18 protein-coding genes are annotated in these 17372 nt (G+C 61.0%); 8 read left to right on the top strand and 10 right to left on the bottom strand.

The window, feature by feature from the left end:
* Window positions 1-146 precede the first annotated feature (146 nt).
* The 3 genes from GCT13_RS39455 (at window position 147) to GCT13_RS39445 (ending at window position 3030) form a co-directional block, all read left to right on the top strand.
* Window positions 147-416 (top strand): hypothetical protein, encoded by a 270-nt coding sequence (locus GCT13_RS39455; protein ID WP_152767346.1) that lies wholly within the window; start codon window positions 147-149, stop codon window positions 414-416.
* A gap of 288 nt (window positions 417-704) precedes the next feature.
* Window positions 705-2090 (top strand): DUF3300 domain-containing protein, encoded by a 1386-nt coding sequence (locus tag GCT13_RS39450; protein WP_407670926.1) that lies wholly within the window; start codon window positions 705-707, stop codon window positions 2088-2090.
* Window positions 2091-2100: 10 nt separating this feature from the next.
* Window positions 2101-3030, top strand: coding sequence for a DUF2950 domain-containing protein (locus GCT13_RS39445; protein WP_152767345.1), 930 nt, complete (start codon window positions 2101-2103; stop codon window positions 3028-3030).
* 538 nt (window positions 3031-3568) lie between these two features.
* Here the strand turns inward: GCT13_RS39445 and GCT13_RS39440 are convergent.
* Window positions 3569-5161, bottom strand: coding sequence for an aspartate-alanine antiporter-like transporter (locus tag GCT13_RS39440; protein ID WP_152767331.1), 1593 nt, complete (start codon window positions 5159-5161; stop codon window positions 3569-3571).
* 1390 nt (window positions 5162-6551) lie between these two features.
* Between GCT13_RS39440 and GCT13_RS39430 the strand changes: the two genes are divergently transcribed.
* A complete protein-coding gene (locus GCT13_RS39430; RefSeq protein ID WP_152767329.1) occupies window positions 6552-7196 on the top strand; it encodes a 2OG-Fe(II) oxygenase family protein in 645 nt (214 codons plus the stop codon).
* 297 nt (window positions 7197-7493) lie between these two features.
* On the top strand, window positions 7494-7781 hold the full coding sequence (locus GCT13_RS39425) for a GYD domain-containing protein (RefSeq protein WP_090869651.1): 288 nt from the start codon (window positions 7494-7496) through the stop codon (window positions 7779-7781).
* Window positions 7782-7915: 134 nt separating this feature from the next.
* Here GCT13_RS39425 and GCT13_RS49965 read toward each other — a convergent pair whose 3' ends face one another.
* From GCT13_RS49965 to GCT13_RS39410, 3 genes are all read right to left on the bottom strand, one after another.
* Window positions 7916-8797 (bottom strand): MTH938/NDUFAF3 family protein, encoded by an 882-nt coding sequence (locus GCT13_RS49965; protein WP_321574913.1) that lies wholly within the window; start codon window positions 8795-8797, stop codon window positions 7916-7918.
* A complete protein-coding gene (locus GCT13_RS39415) occupies window positions 8785-8967 on the bottom strand; it encodes a hypothetical protein (RefSeq protein ID WP_152767328.1) in 183 nt (60 codons plus the stop codon). The genes GCT13_RS49965 and GCT13_RS39415 overlap by 13 nt, the downstream gene beginning before the upstream one ends.
* 76 nt (window positions 8968-9043) lie before the next feature.
* Window positions 9044-9541 (bottom strand): hypothetical protein, encoded by a 498-nt coding sequence (locus GCT13_RS39410; protein ID WP_152767343.1) that lies wholly within the window; start codon window positions 9539-9541, stop codon window positions 9044-9046.
* Between the two features lie 1076 nt (window positions 9542-10617).
* Here GCT13_RS39410 and GCT13_RS39405 point away from each other — a divergent pair.
* Window positions 10618-12390, top strand: a complete 1773-nt coding sequence (locus GCT13_RS39405) for a Rieske (2Fe-2S) protein (protein ID WP_227747243.1) — start codon at window positions 10618-10620, stop codon at window positions 12388-12390.
* A gap of 309 nt (window positions 12391-12699) precedes the next feature.
* On the opposite strand, the gene GCT13_RS39400 is transcribed toward GCT13_RS39405, so the two are convergent.
* Window positions 12700-13035, bottom strand: a complete 336-nt coding sequence (locus GCT13_RS39400) for a hypothetical protein (RefSeq protein WP_152767326.1) — start codon at window positions 13033-13035, stop codon at window positions 12700-12702.
* A 228-nt stretch (window positions 13036-13263) separates the two neighbouring features.
* Between GCT13_RS39400 and GCT13_RS39395 the strand changes: the two genes are divergently transcribed.
* A complete protein-coding gene (locus tag GCT13_RS39395; protein WP_152767325.1) occupies window positions 13264-14376 on the top strand; it encodes a CapA family protein in 1113 nt (370 codons plus the stop codon).
* A gap of 67 nt (window positions 14377-14443) precedes the next feature.
* Here the strand turns inward: GCT13_RS39395 and GCT13_RS39390 are convergent, their stop codons facing one another.
* Entirely contained in the window at window positions 14444-15118 is a 675-nt protein-coding gene (locus GCT13_RS39390) for a dienelactone hydrolase family protein (RefSeq protein WP_152767324.1), read from the bottom strand.
* 236 nt (window positions 15119-15354) lie between these two features.
* On the opposite strand from GCT13_RS39390, the gene GCT13_RS39385 reads away from it, so the two are divergent.
* Window positions 15355-15735: a TraR/DksA family transcriptional regulator gene (locus GCT13_RS39385; protein WP_152767323.1), complete on the top strand. Its 381-nt coding sequence runs from the start codon at window positions 15355-15357 to the stop codon at window positions 15733-15735.
* Window positions 15736-16003: 268 nt separating this feature from the next.
* On the opposite strand, the gene GCT13_RS39380 is transcribed toward GCT13_RS39385, so the two are convergent.
* From GCT13_RS39380 to GCT13_RS51445, 4 genes are all read right to left on the bottom strand, one after another.
* Window positions 16004-16306, bottom strand: a complete 303-nt coding sequence (locus GCT13_RS39380) for a type II toxin-antitoxin system RelE/ParE family toxin (RefSeq protein ID WP_152767322.1) — start codon at window positions 16304-16306, stop codon at window positions 16004-16006.
* Window positions 16303-16560: a type II toxin-antitoxin system ParD family antitoxin gene (locus GCT13_RS39375; RefSeq protein ID WP_152767321.1), complete on the bottom strand. Its 258-nt coding sequence runs from the start codon at window positions 16558-16560 to the stop codon at window positions 16303-16305. Before GCT13_RS39375 ends, GCT13_RS39380 begins: the two co-directional genes overlap by 4 nt.
* A gap of 184 nt (window positions 16561-16744) precedes the next feature.
* A complete protein-coding gene (locus GCT13_RS39370) occupies window positions 16745-17044 on the bottom strand; it encodes a DUF4142 domain-containing protein (protein WP_265335331.1) in 300 nt (99 codons plus the stop codon).
* 84 nt (window positions 17045-17128) lie between these two features.
* The coding region (locus tag GCT13_RS51445) for an IS3 family transposase (RefSeq protein ID WP_407670898.1) at window positions 17129-17372 on the bottom strand (244 nt) is incomplete at its 5' end.

The raw sequence follows: 17372 nt of genomic DNA, 5'->3' as shown, positions 1-17372 counted from the left end.
CGCGCTCTCTGGTAAGCACCCCGTGGCCGCCAACCAGACATTGGACCAAAGTCCAATACAACATCCATGTCAACGCGTATAGGCTGGAAGCCGTCAGTTTTTTTACCGGTAGACAGACAATGCAGGCACAACATCGGGAGTTCGCCATGAAACACACGATTGCCGTCTTGATTGCCGCTACGCTAGGACTCGCGTCCCTTGGCGTTGGAGCGCAGAACAATTCTGGAGCCGGCACATCGGCGGCAGCCGAGCATCCGGACGAGATAGTGAGAATGCACCAGCAGGTTGCTGCGGCGAATCGCGAATACGACCGTGAAGTCGCGGCTGCAAAAAAGGTGTATGACCACAAGAAGGCGGAAGCGAAGAGGAAGCGCGACGCTGCGATCTCGGTCGCTCACCATGGCGCGAGCCAGTGAGACGCATTCCTGATTGCCTGGGTGGTCGGGCAGTTGGGCTCACGTGCCGTTCAGAGTTATCGCGCCGTGTATCCCGTAGATCTATCCGCGATTTTGGGCCGACGCGAGAGATGACTTCGAGGGATTCGAGCAGGCTGTGTTCTGGTTCCATGTTGTTGCTTTCGCTTTGCTGATATTGCTGTCGACGCCCCAACCATCCGGGCAGACAACCACGCAAGCACCGGACGGTTCCGTGACTGTCAGGAAAGCCTCGTTGTCCGCGTCAAGAAATCGCCGGAAGGAGTGGCTATGACCAACTGGAAAGCCCGAAGGGCGAGCGCCTTGTTTTTATGGCCGCTTCTGCTTGCGGCAATTTCATCGTGTGCAGATCACGGTCCGCCGGGGCCTGCTCCATCGGGTCCCGTGTCATTGGGCGCCGCCCCATCGGGTTCCGTTTCGTCGGCCCCCGCATCATCGGGCCCGGCGTCCATGACCCCTGCGCCATCAGGCCCCGCGTCATCGGGCCCCGCGCCATTCAAGCCTGAGGAGATCGAGGCTCTGGTCGCGCCGATCGCGCTTTACCCGGACTCCGTGCTGGCTCAGGTATTGATGGCATCGACGTATCCGCTGGAGATCGTGTACGCGGCGCGCTGGGTGAAAGCGAATCCGAATGTAAAGGGTGAAGCCGCCGTGAAGGCGGTTGAGAATCAGCCTTGGGACACCAGCGTGAAGTCGCTGGTGGCATTCCCGCAAATCCTTGAGCCGATGAGTGACAAGCTCGACTGGGCACAGAGGCTCGGCGACGCCTTTCTCGCCCAGCAGAAAGAGGTTTTCGCCGCCGTGCAGCGACTGCGGGCACGTGCGAAGGACTCGGGCAACCTGAAATCAAACGAGCAGCAGAACGTGATTGTCGAGCCCGCGCCGGCGGGCAGCCAGACGACGTCGACCATCGTGCGGATTGAACCGGCGAATCCCGAGGTGATTTACGTGCCAGCCTACAACCCGACGGTGGTCTACGGCGCGTGGAGCTATCCGGCGTATCCGCCTTACTACTGGCCACCGTACCCGGCTTACTACCCCGGCTATTACCCCGGTGCCGCCCTCGCGACAGGCTTTGCCTTCGGCATTGGCATAGCTGCCGCCGGTGCAATCTTCAGCGACTGCAATTCGTGTTGGGGTGGAGGCGACGTCAACATCAACGTCGACAAGGCCGCGAACATCAATCGCAATTTCGATCGCAGCAAGGTGCAGGGGCAGGGCGGCCGATGGCAGCATGATGCGAGTCATCGCCAGGGCGTCGCCTACCGGGACAATGCCACGCGCGATAAATTCGCAGGCCAGTCGCCGCGTGCCGGCACGCGTGACCAGTATCGCGGCCGTGGCACAGACACGGGTACGCGCCTCGGCGCCAATGATCGGGCGGGGGCGGGCAATCGCGCGGCGACGGCAGACCGTTCTGCTGGCGCGAACCGGAGTACGCCGAATCGCGCAGGGGGTGACGTGAATCGCGTCAGCAGTAACAATCGCGGTGGTGGATACAGCGGCGGACGTGACAACGCGTTCAACGGCGTGGGCACGAGTGGCGGTAGCGCGCAGCGCAACTTCGACAGGGGCAGATCGAGCATGCAGGGGTCGGGCTTCAACCGGCCCTCCGGGCGTGCCGGTGGCGGGGGATTTCGCGGCGGCAGGCGTTAAGGAGGGAATCATGAAATTCCATTCACCCGTCGTCCAGCAATGGCTGACGCTCGAACTCGCAAAGCTCGCGGCCGTAGCTGTCCTGTCGGTCGCAACGACAACTGCGGTGTATGCGCAAAAGAACTTCAGCTCGCCAGAGGCAGCGATGAACGCCTTTGGCGATGCAGTAGTGAAAGATCGTGAAGACACGTTGCGCACAATCTTCGGCAATGACTTTCGTGAACTGATTCCACCTGTTGGAGCCGAGGTGCGGGATACGTTTATCGCCGAGTGGGCCAGGTCCCACATGATCGAGCCGGCGGAGACTGGCCGCACCCATATCGTCGTTGGCGACAATGGCTGGACGTTTCCGGTTCCACTCGTCAAGACCAGGCAGGGATGGCACTTTGACACGCACGCTGGCGCGGAAGAAATGCGCTTGCGGCGCATCGGCCGCAACGAACTGGCCGTCATTCAGACAATGCTCGCGATCTACGATGCGCAGCGCGAATATGCGCAAACCAACCACGACGGCGAGGGCGTACTTGCCTATGCTTCGCGGATGGTGAGTTCGCCCGGGAAACACGACGGTTTGTACTGGCCCGGCGGGCCGGACGAAACCCCGAGTCCGCTGGGCGACGCGTTCGTTGATGCGAGTTCGCGCAATGCGAAGAATGCCGGCTACTACGGGTATCAGTACAAGCTGCTCGAGTCACAAGGATCACACGCGCCCGGCGGTGCCTATGACTACGTTGTCGGAGGAAAGCTGTTCGGCGGATTCGCCGTCATCGCCTGGCCGGTCAAATACGGAGACACTGGGATCAAGAGTTTCATGGTAAGCCACGCGGGGCAGGTCTATCAGCGAGACCTCGGACCGGACAGTGCCGCCAAGGCGCAGACCACGAAGTCGTTTGACCCGGGTCCGGGCTGGAGCAAGGTGCCTGATGCCGATGTTCAGTAACGCGCCGCGTCCTCTTTCGGGAGCAGGCTACGCAATGGACATGACGCGGCTCTTATTTGATGAACCGTTAGGGTTCGGTCTTTCCACGGCAGGCGACGCAGGGTATGCGTAACTACGTTTGCAGCGTTCCGGCCTCAGGGTCATAGTAGACAGTCTGCACCGCGTCGTCGCGGTAGACGATCCGAATGCGAGTTCGAATCGAATATCTCCTCCGGTACAGGCGATCGATGACTTGGAAATAGCTCGATTTGTCGCGGCTCACACATCCGCGAAGCCTTGCCATAGGCGGCTCGGCACCCTGCTACCGCGATTTTTCGCGCCAAAAGGACGAATACCACGAAAGGCGGACCGTTCAGAAATGACGGTTAGTAGTATGGGGTTTCAATTCCTTCAATGGAGGCATGCTCATGACGTGCCTGAACGAAAGAATTCCTCGCTGCAGAACGCGAAATAGCGACGGTCATACCGTGTTGCGCTAAAAACGGCTATCTCCATGGTGTTCCTCCATTAAGGACTGGCAACACCCTGAGCAGCACACCTACCCGGACGAGAGGGAAATCGCGAGCTGCACGAAGAGCACTTTCACGATGGTCATGGACGGGAAGATCATCGCGTACATTACGTCCGGGCGATCCGTAGGTGCGATGCGGTTAGCGAACGCGAGGATGGCCGGGTTGCCTGTCGCGCCACAGATGACGCCGACCGCTGCGTCGAACGGGAGTTTGAAGACCCATATCGAGAATACGGCGGTGACGAGCACAAGCACCAGTAAGACGAGAATCCCGTACAGCAGCAATAGGGGTCCAGTTGTACCAACCGTGTCGACGAATTTCGGTCCGCATGAAATGCCGACCTGTGCAAGAAATATGGTCAGTCCGAGATTGCGCAGGACCAGGTTCGCCGACAACGGCATGACCCACACGAATGGGCCGCTGCGCCGCGCTTTACCGAGGCAGAGCGCGAGTATCAGCAGCGCGGCGAGACCCAAAGTAAAGCCGCCCGTACCGGGCAGCGGCAGGGCGACGGCGCCTGCCAGCAGGCCGGCAGCAGCGCCAATCCCGAGGCTGACAAAGCTCAGATCCGCCGTGCCTTTGATCGAATCACCGAAGAACGTGCGAATTATGGGCATGTGCGCGCGGTTCACGAGCACGCCAACGCGGTCGCCCGACTCCAGCACAATTTCCGGGCTGGGCAGAAGATCTACGTCGCCACGTCGCACGTGGGCGATTGAGCATGTGACCCCTTCGGGAAAGCGTAATTCACGCAGAGACGTGCCAACCACGCGCGGACTCGACGCGAACACACGCATGTAATCGAGGTCTTCGCGATGGCTCGCTATTCTGCCGGGCTGCAACTGACCGCAAAGTTCCGCGGTCTTGCGCAACAGTTCCGGATCGGTCGCAGTGGCAAGCAAAACGTCGTCCTGCAACAACACCAGGTCCGCGGCTGGTAACTGGTTGTGATGCTTGCGGCGCACAGCAGCGATGGCGAGACCTTGCGGAAGGCGAGCAGTCAGCTCGGACAGCTTAAGCCCAATGAAATCCGCATTCGCCAGCGCGATCTCGGCCATATCGATGATCTTTGCGTTTGGTGCATCGATTTTTGGTTTTAAAACGACCTTCAGCAGGAGAAGAAACAGAATCGGTCCGGCCACGCCGATAGGATAAGTTACGCTGTACGCCACGGCTGCATCATTGTTTTTAAGCGTCGCAATCGCCGCCTGAAGGCTGGCTGTACTTGTACCGGTACCGGCAAACATGCCGAGCGCATCTGCGAGCCGGAAGCTTGCGAGCGGGACGAGACACCACCCGCCGATACCGGCTGCGAGTACGCCCAGACAGGCCGCTAGATTCGCCTTGATGCCGTCCGGACTCGAAAGGCCCTTAAAAAACCGTGCGCCATACTGGATACCAATTCCGTAGAGGAAAAGCAAAAGTCCGAGCGTACCTAGCAGGGCCGGTGGGGAGGACTTTGGCGCAAAGGCGCCAATCGCGAGACCGACGAACAGGACCGCTCCAGATCCGAGGCAGACGCCCTTGATGTTCACTTCCCCGACGATGTAGCCGAGAGCCACGGTGAGGAAAAGTGTGAACAATGGCTGGGCTTCGAGAAACAGCTTTACTGCATTCATGCGGACTCACCGTTTGTGTCGGCAGATAGCGTGTATTTTCAAGCCTCTATGCAATATCGATTGACCAGTGCAATTGAATTTTGCTGGGAGGCGATAGCGACAATGCACGCGGCACTTTGTACGCGTGGCGATGCCCCGGGGTTGTGCAACACACGCTGGCTCGCTAGCCTGCGCCATGATGAGCGGTTTCAACGGCGGCATCGCGCCGTTGACGAGTGTGTATGTCACTCGGAAAGTAGCTAGAGTAGGATGCCGTGCCGGAAAATTGTATTGGACCTTGGTCTAATCCGTCTGCGGCGAGGGCGTGTCGTAGCACCGCTGGTCGTCGTCGCGGATACCTGGCACGCCGCGGAGATCGGCGGTTATCGAAGCTGGCACCGGATATCGAATCAAGCAGCTCACGGCCCAAGGCACGGAAAGCAGCAGTAGAAACTGCTGCACGCTTCATATGGCCTGCCCATCAACGTCTGAACAGATGTTTAACTTTGTTGCTGGCGTTTCGTTTAAGGTGCCGATAACCTGACGAACTGAGGGCGCGCGCGATGAACGCATATCCGATCGATCCCTACGCAAGCCGTCACCGAGGTGGACGGCGGTCATATCAATTCGCTTGATCCCGTACACCGGCTACTCGATTGAGATTTCGTTGAGGGGGTACGGGCTCATCAACAGCGGCGTCGATTGTCTGTGCGTCATGGAACCAGACGATTTACGGGCGACAAGGCGACGCTGTCAGTGGGCTGGCATCAATACGAGCGCCTCGCGGACTGCCAGGCTGGGAGTGAATCAATGGAAAAAATGTACTCGTACAAAGGCTTTGAGGTGACCGTGAAGCTTGAGTCTGTGCGGGCTGTATCGAACGAATTCACATATGGACCCCCGGTGGGGTACGTTGCAGTGGTGAGTATCTGCACGGCGGACCCGAGAAGACCAATAGGCGTACCGATTCGGCTCGTCACGGAAGGACACCGCGTATTCGGCACGGTGGACGACGCCTTGACGGCAGGACTTAGCGCCGCACAGCGTGTGATAGACGACCGAGTTGCCCCTTGACCCCGCGACAAGGATGAGTCCATGTCAGGCGAGGCGACCAGCGTTGCTTAAGTCGGGACAACGCAGACATCGATATAAGCGCGGAAAGCGTGTCATCGCCGCCGATCGATTCACGTATTCAGTGCGCATTTGCTCAAGGTCGTCGAATTTAGTGCTATGCCGACGTAGGAACGCTACCCGTTCCGTACACGGAGTTTGCAAAAGGCGATTGAGTGGTGCGAGCTTCGCCCAGTCATTGTCTGTTACCAAGGTCGACTGATGCGGCAGGCAAACAGGTGCCGACTTCCGACCTATAGTGACAAATGGGTGTCTCATACAGCGCAGCACGGGCACGGCAATGGTAGTTTCCACTTCCACTCCGGATATCGTCCGCATTTTTCCGACGTTCGTATGGCAGCGCCGGCTCGAGCCCGCGTGTTACGAGCCCCTGGATCAGGATCTGATGGCATACGTGGACGGCCTGATCCGGAGCGGTGATGGCACCCGTAGCGGCGGGGCTGCGTGGCAATCCGGTCACCAGCAGCATGGAAAGCCCGAGCTCGCTGCGCTGATTGCGCTCATCGAACAGGCAGCGCGCGACGTGCTCATCTTTCTCAAAGTAGCCGACGCCTCATTTCGCATCACCGGATGCTGGATCAATGTGCTCGCGCCAGGCGGGTCACACGCGATGCACAGTCATCCGAACAACTTCCTGAGCGGCGTGTACTATCTGCGCTCCCCAACGGGTGCGGACACGATCAATTTTCATGATCCGCGCCCGCAGACGGCCATTATTCGTCCGCCCGTCACTGAGTTAACGGCATACAACACGGATCAGGTGGTCTTGCCGGTTAGTGAAGGCACATTGTTAATGTTCCCCGCCTGGCTACCCCATTCAGTGTCCGCAAATACGAGTGCGCAGCAACGCGTGAGCATCAGCTTTAACATCATGTTCACCGACTATGACGAGATCATGAGCCCACCGCTCTGGGGATTGCCTTGACGCGGGTCGGGCGCAACTCGCCCGGCCGTTGCGCCGTTCCGGGTGCATCCTGTGTCAGGCCGTCTGCGGACGGTCAAAAATCCTTCCGCCCGTCATGGACGGGCTTTGCATAAAGCCGACGACCCGTCGCGTATTACCGGCTGGCAAACGACCAGCGAGGCCCGCGACCTCAGGCTTTAACGACAGGGGACCTTACTATAATCAAGTTGCACAGCAACGCACCGCCGGACTGGTAGCCGTCCGCTTAAGCGTGACTGCCGTACCTGTTCGCGGAGCAATTTTGCACGGAGGTATTCCATGGCTACCTACGTCATCCTCAGCCGTCTCGCTCCTGACGCGTTCAAGGATCCCAGGGAACTCAAACAGATCGCCGACACAGTGGCGGAGAAGATCAAAGCTGAATGCCCCTCCGTCACCTGGAAAGACAGCTATCTGACACTCGGGCGATTCGACGTCGTGGACATTGTCGAGTCGAACGATCTCAAACAGCTTGAGCTCGCGGCGCTGATCATCCGGGGTTATGGTCATGCCGCAACCGAGACCATGCAAGCGACAGTGTGGAAGGATTTCATCGGGGCGCTGTAGCCGCGCTGTTCATCTCTCCATGTCGTGTGCCCGGACTCGCGCGCTCACCGGGCACTTCGTGACGAAGCGCCCGGGCGCCCCACGGTGTTTCGGTCGGACTGGCTCGCCTTTGAAACGCTGCGCAAGTAGCGCCCCTAGCACGTGACATGCAGAATCGCGTTGGTTCGGCTTGTCTGCTCCTTGAGTCTGGCGATGGCCTGCTCCGTCGGCACGATAACGAGTTCGACTTTCCGGCGCTCGGCCTCCTGCTTTACCTCCTCCATCACCGGCAGTGCCCCGGTGCCGGTGCCGATCACGAGGCACTGGCAATTCCAGGGGATGGCCTCAGCCGTCGATACCGGTGTATGGCCGAACACTTCGCGAAACGCCTTGGATGGCTTCTTCTTGCGCTTGCGAACCTGCCCGCGGTCGATCACCACGTCATGCTCGTATGTCACGCCATCTATGCGGATGGAACCGAAGGAAAACGCATCGAAGTGCATACCCGCCTCCACTTGCGGAGTCGCCGCAGTCATCAAAATGGCCGCCGTACGGTACAGATAACCGGCCGTTGAGAAAAACCGGCGGGCCTTGTTCATTCTGCAGGCGCGAATCGAACGACATTCCTCGCGCGCGCAGGCTGGCGCGACGTCGACGGGCCAACCGGGTCGCACCGAGCCGTCCCGCAAGGACAGGCCATGCGTCGGCTCACCGTGGCGACCACGAGGGCGTCGAGATAGAGGGCGCCTGCGCGGGGATCGATCACCGGCGTGCCGGGTAATGCCGACCCGATCGATGTTGCCGCACGGCAACGCCGCACGCGGCAACGGAGGCCCAGGCACGGTGCGCCGCACGACCTGGCCAGTTGCCGAATCGAGTGCATAGATGGCGTTCGCTTCCATTGCGATCACCAACCCAGCCGTCGCACCGGGCGGGCGCCAGTAGAAAGGCTGGGCATAGATGCGACCATCGACCCTGCCGTCGACGCGGGCGTCGCGATGCAGGTGCGACGCACTTTGCCACGTCAGGCCAGGCACGGCAGCCGTCCGCTTCGATCGTCGGTGCGGTGGTAGCCAAGGACGGCGTTAATCTCCTGCTCCTGCTCCTGCTCCTGCTCCTGCTCCTGCGCCTGTGCCCGCGCTGCGCTCAAACACGCGCACATGATGCACAGGACGAGAATGTGCGCGGCTAGATAAGCGACAGACATATTCGTGTCCCATGCCCATCCGGCCGCGCATCCGGCGCCCATGCAGCTTCCGGGCGTAAGCCTCGCAGCCGAGCAATCAGAACGGCCGATGGTGGCGTCCATCACGTTCGTGCAACGGGTCAGGGCTCTTCATGGTCGAGCGCAGTACACCCGAGTCGTCGAAAGAGAAGTGAAAGAGCTGATACCACGTGCCATCTTCCAGATATCGATAACTCCATACTTCGCGCTTCATTAGTGGAAAGTGCGCCGTTTCTGCGGGCCGACCGAACTGAACGAGGACGTCGCTTTTCGTCCACTTACCGGGCTGCGCGCGGTAGAACTCGCCCGGTTGCAGCACCTGGCGGACGGTGATCACCTTGCCCGCTGCGTCAATATCTGCGGCCGTGGTGACTTCGCCCATCGGCTGCGTCGGCCACATCAATCGCCTGGAACCGTTCGGAAGATCGTAGACCTCGCGCGGCGGCCCGAGCCTTGCGACGACGGCGGATTCCGGTTCGCCGGCACGGAACCCCTCCCATGGCTGTACGCAGGCACAAAGCACGGACACCGATGCACAGGCGAAAAGGGAACGCATATAGCAGGGCTCGTGCCACGGGGCACAGCAAATTTTCAATCGGCGCGACGTCATGCTGGACTCCTCGCAGCAACGTACCTATGCAATCTGACACGCTGGAACGGCAAAGGCTCGAGTCGTCGACGGAACTTGCCAAACCCGGTGTGCGCATGTCAGTTGATTTGCGCCGCGAGGATTGCATCGACGTCTACGCGGTCGGCGCCACGCTGGCGGCGACGCGTGGACCTACGCAGTGGCTAGATTCTGCATGCCGCCGCGGAGATTCGAGGTCGAATGAACTCCGACTAAGCGCGGTAGGTTCCGAGGTTCCACACCAACGCGACAGCCGCATCACCGATGCGGAACGCGAGCAGCGCCTGGTTGCACGGCGTCAATTGACGGCCGCAGAATCGGAATTCCGCGCTACTTGATTAGGAACCCGACTGTTTTAGAACGCTGATTTCGTCATCCCAATCGGGGCAAATTCACAACCGGAGGAGCGGCTCATTCATTGCAGAATGCCTGTTGATGGAACTGCCCGGATACCCGAAACACGATGCCGGAGGCCCCAGTAGCCGGAGCACCCTGGGGCACGGAATTACGCGTTTCGAGTTTCCGGACGATGGGTTCGTCCATTTTGCCCGCTTAACGGCCTCTCATATCCCTGTGGCGACGACGACTGACTGTTTCCCAGAGCTTTTTCGCCTGCGTCTGGGCAAACCGTGCGTGTTCATCGCGTTGAGATTGAGATTCCGCGTGGGCCGTGTCATCAGGGGCACCTGTCATTGGATGCCGCCTGAACAGATCAGAGAACTTTCGGACCATAGCAACCTCCGATACGGCAGCTGCGCCGTATTTGCAGTGTACGCCGTCTGTGCGGCCGTCGTCGGGCCGCGCTAGCAGGAATTTCCGCCGACGGGCGCGGCGCCAGGTCGCGCATGATAGAACCGCAGCTGGTCAAGCACGCATCCGTGACAACAGAAGCAATCAATCCGCCCTCCCGCCAATCGCGTTTTGCAGGAGAGTATGCTTTTGTTGACAAGAGACCGGGCGTGCCTACGACGTCCGTGAAGGGACGAATGCGGGAGGTTATGCGCATGGATGCACCGAATGACGAATTCGTGCTCGTGGGGAGCCTGGAGGAGCTGAAGGAGAAGGGCCGGCTCGTTGTGCAAGGCGACCATCGTCCAATCCTCGTCATCTACGACCGCGGGCGCGTCTTCGCCCTCGACAATCGCTGCCCCCACATGGGCTTCCCGCTCGAGCGAGGCACAGTCGAGGACGGCATCCTGACCTGTCATTGGCACCACGCCCGCTTCGATCTGGAAAGCGGCTGCACGTTTGACCTATGGGCGGACGATGTACCAAGCTGCGCAGTCGAACTGCGCAATGGCGACGTCTGGGTGGCGACCACGTTTGGACATTCCGATCCCGCGGCGCACTGGCATCAGCGGCTTGCGGACGGCCTCGCACACGACCTCGGGCTCGTCATCGCCAAAGCCGTGCATGGTCTGCTCGCAGCCGACGTGCCGGCCGCCGATATTGTGCGGCAGGTCGCGCTGTTCGGAGCGCAGAACCGTGACGGCTGGGGCGTCGGTCTCACGATATTGACGGCGCTCGCCAATCTGTTGCCCATACTGCCAGAAGACGAGGCCTGGCTCGCCCTGTTTCATGGTGCGCGCCGTGTGGCGGAAGACTGCGAAGGCGAAGCGCCGCGGCGGGAACGTGCGCCGCTTGGAAGCCGGCCGGAGCCGGCCACGCTCAAGCGTTGGCTGCGACTTTGGACAAACGTGCGCCATCGCGAGGCGGCCGAGCGCACCCTGTTGACGGCGATTGCCGCTGGTCTCTCACCATCTGTGCTGGCCGACGCCCTACTGTCGGCGGGGACCGAACGGGCGTTCGCCGACACCGGTCATTCGCTCGACTTCACCAACAAGGCTTTTGAGTGCCTCGACCTGATCGGCTGGGAGCACGCGTCGGCTGTGCTGCCTACTATCGTCGCCCAGATGGTGACCGCCCGTGGCGCCGAGGAGTCGACCGCCTGGCGCCAGCCCGTTGATCTTGTCGCGCTGTGTGACGAATCAGCCAGCCAGATGGGGCAACTTCTCGCTGCCGGGCGTGGCTGGTCGAACCACGCGTCGCTCGCCCGCGAACTGCTCGGAGACGATCCAGCGAAGATCATTGATGCGCTGAAAGCGGCGATCCGCGCAGGCGCCGCGCCTGCTGACCTGGGACAGTCCCTCGCTTACGGAGCGGCGTTGCGCGTAGCGCGCTTCGGCAATGCGAACGAGCACGCCGACTGGGAGACGGCGCACCACGTCTTTACCCATGCCAACGCGCTCCACCAGATGCTCACGCGGATCGGAAACGCGGGCATCGGCGGTCATGTCACGGCCATACGCGCCATCATGCATGGCGCCATGGCGCTCTACCTTGCCCGGTATTTGAACGTGCCACCGGCCCGCCTTCCGGGCGAGGGCAACGATCAGCTCGATGACCTTCCTGCCGACGAAGAAACGATCCGCACCGCGTTGCTCGACGCCCTCGACCGGCAGCAACAGGTTGATCTTGCGGCAAGGCTGGTGGCGCGGCACCTCACGCTTGGCCATCCGCCGCAGGCGCTGATCGGCACGCTTGCCCTTGCGGTGCTGCGCGAAGATGCGGGTTTCCATGCCTATCAGATGCTGGAGGCCGGTGTTCGGCAGTTTGCTGCGTGGGGCAATACTGGCGAGGGCCGGCATGTTCTCATTGCGGTCGTCCGCTATCTCGCGGCCCATTCGCCGACTGAACGCGGGACGCTGCAAACGGCCGACATCGCGCGGCGCTTGATGCGGGGTGGCGAAGTACATCAGGGAGCTGAAGCGTCGTGACGGCGCGAGAGTGCGCTGTCGTGGTAAGGGAGTCGATTGAATAACGGGTAGCAGAGAAGGACCGCTTGCGACGCTAACGGGTGGAACAGTTCCGTTGCCACGCAGCAGCACATCGCTAACGAGCATGGCAATTCCTCCACGGCTCTGCTGACAGAGCGTTCGAAGGCGGTTTAGCCGGCGGTCACTGATTTGCGTCGCGGTGAAAGGCAGGTCAAATGGCTGCCGGACGTTCCAGTGAACGCGCAGGCACACAGTTTTCCTCCCGCAAGGCGTGCCTACGGTCGAAGAACATCAGCCGCAATATGGCGATCACCGCCCGGCGAGCATCCGGAGGATTTTTTGTACGACGCGCTCATGCTGCTCCATCGCCTCATCGAGCGTACGTGCTCCGTAGCTTTTGTTGTCCCGTGCTTGCATTCCGGCAATGCGCGTCACGAACAGCAGAGCCTCCCCGATACCCGTGTCGGACACACCGCGGAAGCGGGTCGTGATTGTCACACGGGATTCTTCCAGCAACGTGCGGCGAAAGATCTGTTCGTTCTCAGACATCCAGTGCGACCACTCGCTGCAGTCGAACACCTCGACAGGCCTGTCCTTCTCATCGAGGACATAAAAGCGTTTGTGCGGGACAGCGGGGGATTTCATAGTTCAATGGGGATGATCCGGGCAGGAAGCTGATCGCCTCTCGCGCCTTGCCGAAACGTGCAGGGACGACGTCAATGATCGAAAACGACACGTGTGTCGCCATTGTACGGACCGCTCGCCTGGACGCAGAAATGCCAGCGAACTATTCTGAAAGCGTCCACGCGCCGGAATGCCGCTGCCGATACGCGACGACCGGCACCGACAAGGGATTCCGTTGCTGGCTGACGCATGAACTGCATCACGCTGTTTCTATGCGGGGATGTGATGTTGGGGCGCGGCATCGATCAGATACTGAAGCATCCCAACCGGCCCCATCTCTTCGAGCCCTATGTCCGATCGGCGAAAGACTATGTGAGTCTCGCCGAGGCGAATGCCGGCCCGTTGCCGGAACGTGTCCCGTTCGACTACGTTTGGGGCGATGCGCTGCGCGAACTTGATCGCATGAATCCCGACGCGCGCATCATCAATCTGGAGACCGCCGTCACGTCCAGCGAGGACGCATGGCCCAGCAAGGGCATCCACTACCGCATGCATCCCGCCAATGCGCCTGTCCTGAGCGCAGCGAAAATCGACTGCTGCTCGCTCGCGAATAATCACGTGCTCGACTGGGGCTACTGCGGTCTGACGGAAACCCTGAGTACCTTGCGTGCCGCCGGCATTCATACAGCCGGCGCGGGACAGGACGACGTCGAGGCGGCCACGCCGGCCCTGATCGAACTCTTGGGCCGCGGCAGGGTGGTGGTCTTCGCCCTTGCGACGCAAGGCAGCGGCGTGGGCGAGGACTGGGCCGCCGGCCGGCGCCGCCCCGGTGTGAATCGGCTCGCGGATCTTTCCGCCGAATCCGTGCGCGCAATCGCGACGCAGGTGCGTAGGTTCAAGCAGCCGGCCGATGTCGTTGTCGTCTCAATCCATTGGGGCGAGAACTTCGATTTCGACATACCCGTGTCGCACCGGCGCTTCGCACACGATCTCATCGATTCGGCTGCAGTGGACGTGGTGCACGGTCATTCGTCGCACCACGTGAAGGGCATTGAGGTGTATCAGGACAAGCTGATCCTGTACGGCGCCGGTGACTTCATCAACGACTATGAAGGTATTGGCGGTCAGGAAACGTATCGCGGCGATCTCTCGCTGATGTATTTTCCCGTCGTCGACATCGCTACGGGCAAGCTGGTCGAGCTGTCGATGACGCCCACGCAGACGCGCCGCTTCCGCGTCAACCGTGCGCCTGAAGAAGGCATACGATGGCTGGAAGAAACGCTCAATCGGGAGAGCCCGCCGTTGGGCGCCCGCGTGGAGCGGCGCGCAGACGACGCGCTTGTGCTGCGTGCGTTCGCGTAGGCGCTGTGCGTCCGCCGCAGCTCTTGTGCCTCGCCAGCACGGCCGGCTTACGCTGGTGGGTGCAGCATCACGCGTTACCGCCTGCATTGCCATGCGAGTTGCCGAGGTAGCGCTCGAACCATTGCACAGCGAGCCGCGCGACGGCTTCCAGCGTGCCGGGCTCCTCGAACAGGTGCGTCGCGCCGGGAACGATCACCAGATCTTTCGGGCCTTCGAGCAGGGCGAACGCCGCGCGATTGAGTTCGATGACATGAGTATCGAGCCCGCCGACCACCAGCAGCGTAGGCACGTGCACTGACGAGAGCACGTCGCGTCCTGCCAGATCGGGCCTCCCGCCTCGTGAAACGATGGCCTGGATCGGAACAGACGATACCCGCGCCGCGCGGATCGCCGCAGCGGCGCCCGTGCTCGCGCCGAAGTAGCCAACGGAAAGCGGTGGTGTCTGCCGCGCCGCGATCCATTCCGTCGCTTGCGCGAGACGCGCCGCCAGCAGGTCGATGTCGAAGCGGGCAGCCGGGCCGGTGTCTTCCTGCTCGGAGAGCAGGTCCATCAGCAGCGTTCCGATGCTCGCCCGATTGAGTTCCGCGGCCACGTACCGGTTGCGCGGGCTGAACCGCGAGCTGCCGCTGCCGTGCGCGAACAGAACCAGTGAACGAGTGTCCTGCGGCGGCGTAAGCGTGCCCATCAGACGCACGTCCTTCATGGGAATTGTGACCTCCTGCATAGGCAGCCGAGATTCCATGGCATCCTCCGTTCACCAGTCAACGCATGCCGTTCCACCCCCATATCCGAGCGTCTCGTACGGCCTCGCTAACGACGGGTCGATACTGCTGTTTTGCAAAACCTATACTTGACGAATGCCAGTCGAACTCGAATCGCACGCGAGTTAAATACTTAATCGGCAGGCATGCAATCTGACGGAAGGCCTTCGCGATGCCACCGTTGTGCGTGGCGTTACAGAACTCATCGAACCTGTCCATGATCACCCTCACCTCATCCGAACTCATGCTGTTACAGCAAAGGCTCTGCGAGCGCCGTCGTGAGTTGCAGGCGACGCTGCACGGCGAATACGGAGATCTCGCCGGAGCCCGGCCGCCCGAAGCGCTGGGCCCCGAGTCGCATCCCGACGAGACGGCATCGCGCAAGGCGGGCGACGAGTTGCGCGCTGCGCTCGCGCGGCACGATTTCGACGAACTGCAGAAGATAGACGCAGCGCTGGCCCGCATCGCCGCCGGTCTCTACGGCGCATGCGTCGAGTGCGGGGACCCGATCGGTTATGAGCGGCTTGTCGCCGCGCCCTACACGGCCCGCTGCGTTTCGTGCCAGACCGCGTATGAACGACATCGCGCGACCCGCTAATAAGATGCCCATCAGGTACGAAATGCCTTCCTGGTGCGATGGACGCAGTAACCTCGCCCATGAAAATCCGGAAAACGCATCGATGTGTGCCCCGTCGGAAATGGCGAAGCAAGTCGGGTTTTCACACATGCGAGCATCTGCATTCAACGATGCCCGGTAAAGTATGGACAATCGGCAAAGGCACGCGTTTACGTAGAACGTCGCCGTTCCTGAGCAAGAGCACACCCGCAGAAGCAATCGGATCGTCGTCGGGTGGCTCACGCAAACTTCAGGGAAACAGTATCGCCGAGTAGTTGCGCGCGCTGTGCAGGACGTGAATAACGTCGATGCGCTCGGGGGGCTCGCCAACGACACGATAGAAAATCTGGTGACCGCCGTGAACCTGGTGACGCACGCCGCGGTCTTCGTAGCGCGGCACCATCGGGAATGCAACGTACACGTCGGCAAGCCGCCGGCACCTGTCGCGCAACTCGCGCACGAAACTCAGCGCGCGACGGGGATTGTCGCGGGCCAGGTAGTCGCCGATCGCCTCAAGGTCGGCCTCGGCTTCAGGAAGGATCTGGACAATCATTGCCTGGTGCTCGCAATCGCATGGTACTTTGCTTCAAGCCGGTCGAACACGTCCCTGGCGGGCTTGCCCCGTCCGGCCTCCGAATCGACAATGCCGCGATCGATGATCGCATCCAGCGCGTTGAGCTGCAGTTCGCGATCCTGAATGAGCTTCACGCCTTCGCGCAGTACCTCGTTTTCAGAGGCGTAGCGACCCGACTCAACCAGCTTCGCGACATAGCCCTCAAGCTGTTGCCCAAGATCCGCATTGATCATAGCTATACCCCGGAACGTTCATTCGCCAGACCGTCCGATAAATATTATAGGGCGATGCGGCGCGCCCGGTCCGCGCACCGACGTGGCCGGATTGTCCGGGAGTGCGCGGTGTTCGCAGGCGACCGCCACTGTGTCCTGCATGGTCTTCATGTAGCTGGTGAGCGTCCTTTAATCGCCGCGCAGATCATCGTGGATACCCTGGCCGTTCGAGCGCCAACTGAAGTCGGTGAGCCTGGTCGAGATGGAAAATAAAAGAGGGGCGGGACCGGACGAGCAGTATCTTCAATTCCGCGTTTTGCGTGGACCGGATGAACGCATCTACCGATTTGACCAGTTGCTGCAGGAAGATGACTTCGCGATCGAGGTATGCCTGATCGAACTCGCGAGCTTCGATCGCGTTGAGCCTCGCGAGGTCGTCGTAGCTCTGCTGCGTCAGCGCATCGCTAGCCGCACTTCGTTGTGGCGTCGCCGCGAGTCTCTGCATCAATTCGGCGGTTTCCTGATTCACCTGTCCATTGAGGTTGACCCGGTTCAGCGGACCGATCTGCAGTCAGAGATTGAATGTGATTTAGCCTCCATTGGGCGTTGAGCAGCGGGTTGTCCACGGACGGGCAGCGGGGCGCTTCTCTCGCCCATGACGCTGCCCGGCGGTGGGCAACCCGCGATGCGATGTCGGTTGATGTGGCGCATGCAGGTTTTCAAATTCGAGCGGCGAGCAATAACCGATGCTGCTGTGCAGGCGGCGTATGTTGTACCAGCCTTCCAGGAATGAGAACACACGTCGACGCGCCTGTTCATGCGTTGCGAAGTGC

Origin of the sequence: Paraburkholderia franconis (assembly GCF_009362735.1) — a bacterium.
GTDB lineage: Bacteria > Pseudomonadota > Gammaproteobacteria > Burkholderiales > Burkholderiaceae > Paraburkholderia > Paraburkholderia franconis.
Note: the sequence above shows the minus strand (reverse complement) of the source record. Positions and strands in the feature narration are given on the sequence as shown.

Bases quoted from the DNA above. Each gene is read 5' to 3' on its own strand.
- GCT13_RS39430 (WP_152767329.1), top strand. From the start codon at position 6,552: ATGGTAGTTTCCACTTCCACTCCGGATATCGTCCGCATTTTTCCGACG.
- GCT13_RS39445 (WP_152767345.1), top strand. From the start codon at position 2,101: ATGAAATTCCATTCACCCGTCGTCCAGCAATGGCTGACGCTCGAACTC.
- GCT13_RS39425 (WP_090869651.1), top strand. From the start codon at position 7,494: ATGGCTACCTACGTCATCCTCAGCCGTCTCGCTCCTGACGCGTTCAAG.
- GCT13_RS39370 (WP_265335331.1), bottom strand. From the start codon at position 17,044: ATGCAGAGACTCGCGGCGACGCCACAACGAAGTGCGGCTAGCGATGCG.
- GCT13_RS39450 (WP_407670926.1), top strand. From the start codon at position 705: ATGACCAACTGGAAAGCCCGAAGGGCGAGCGCCTTGTTTTTATGGCCG.
- GCT13_RS39400 (WP_152767326.1), bottom strand. From the start codon at position 13,035: ATGAAATCCCCCGCTGTCCCGCACAAACGCTTTTATGTCCTCGATGAG.
- GCT13_RS39375 (WP_152767321.1), bottom strand. From the start codon at position 16,560: ATGATCAATGCGGATCTTGGGCAACAGCTTGAGGGCTATGTCGCGAAG.
- GCT13_RS39440 (WP_152767331.1), bottom strand. From the start codon at position 5,161: ATGAATGCAGTAAAGCTGTTTCTCGAAGCCCAGCCATTGTTCACACTT.
- GCT13_RS39410 (WP_152767343.1), bottom strand. From the start codon at position 9,541: ATGCGTTCCCTTTTCGCCTGTGCATCGGTGTCCGTGCTTTGTGCCTGC.
- GCT13_RS39415 (WP_152767328.1), bottom strand. From the start codon at position 8,967: ATGTCTGTCGCTTATCTAGCCGCGCACATTCTCGTCCTGTGCATCATG.
- GCT13_RS39380 (WP_152767322.1), bottom strand. From the start codon at position 16,306: ATGATTGTCCAGATCCTTCCTGAAGCCGAGGCCGACCTTGAGGCGATC.
- GCT13_RS39455 (WP_152767346.1), top strand. From the start codon at position 147: ATGAAACACACGATTGCCGTCTTGATTGCCGCTACGCTAGGACTCGCG.
- GCT13_RS39395 (WP_152767325.1), top strand. From the start codon at position 13,264: ATGAACTGCATCACGCTGTTTCTATGCGGGGATGTGATGTTGGGGCGC.
- GCT13_RS39390 (WP_152767324.1), bottom strand. From the start codon at position 15,118: ATGGAATCTCGGCTGCCTATGCAGGAGGTCACAATTCCCATGAAGGAC.
- GCT13_RS39405 (WP_227747243.1), top strand. From the start codon at position 10,618: ATGGATGCACCGAATGACGAATTCGTGCTCGTGGGGAGCCTGGAGGAG.
- GCT13_RS39385 (WP_152767323.1), top strand. From the start codon at position 15,355: ATGATCACCCTCACCTCATCCGAACTCATGCTGTTACAGCAAAGGCTC.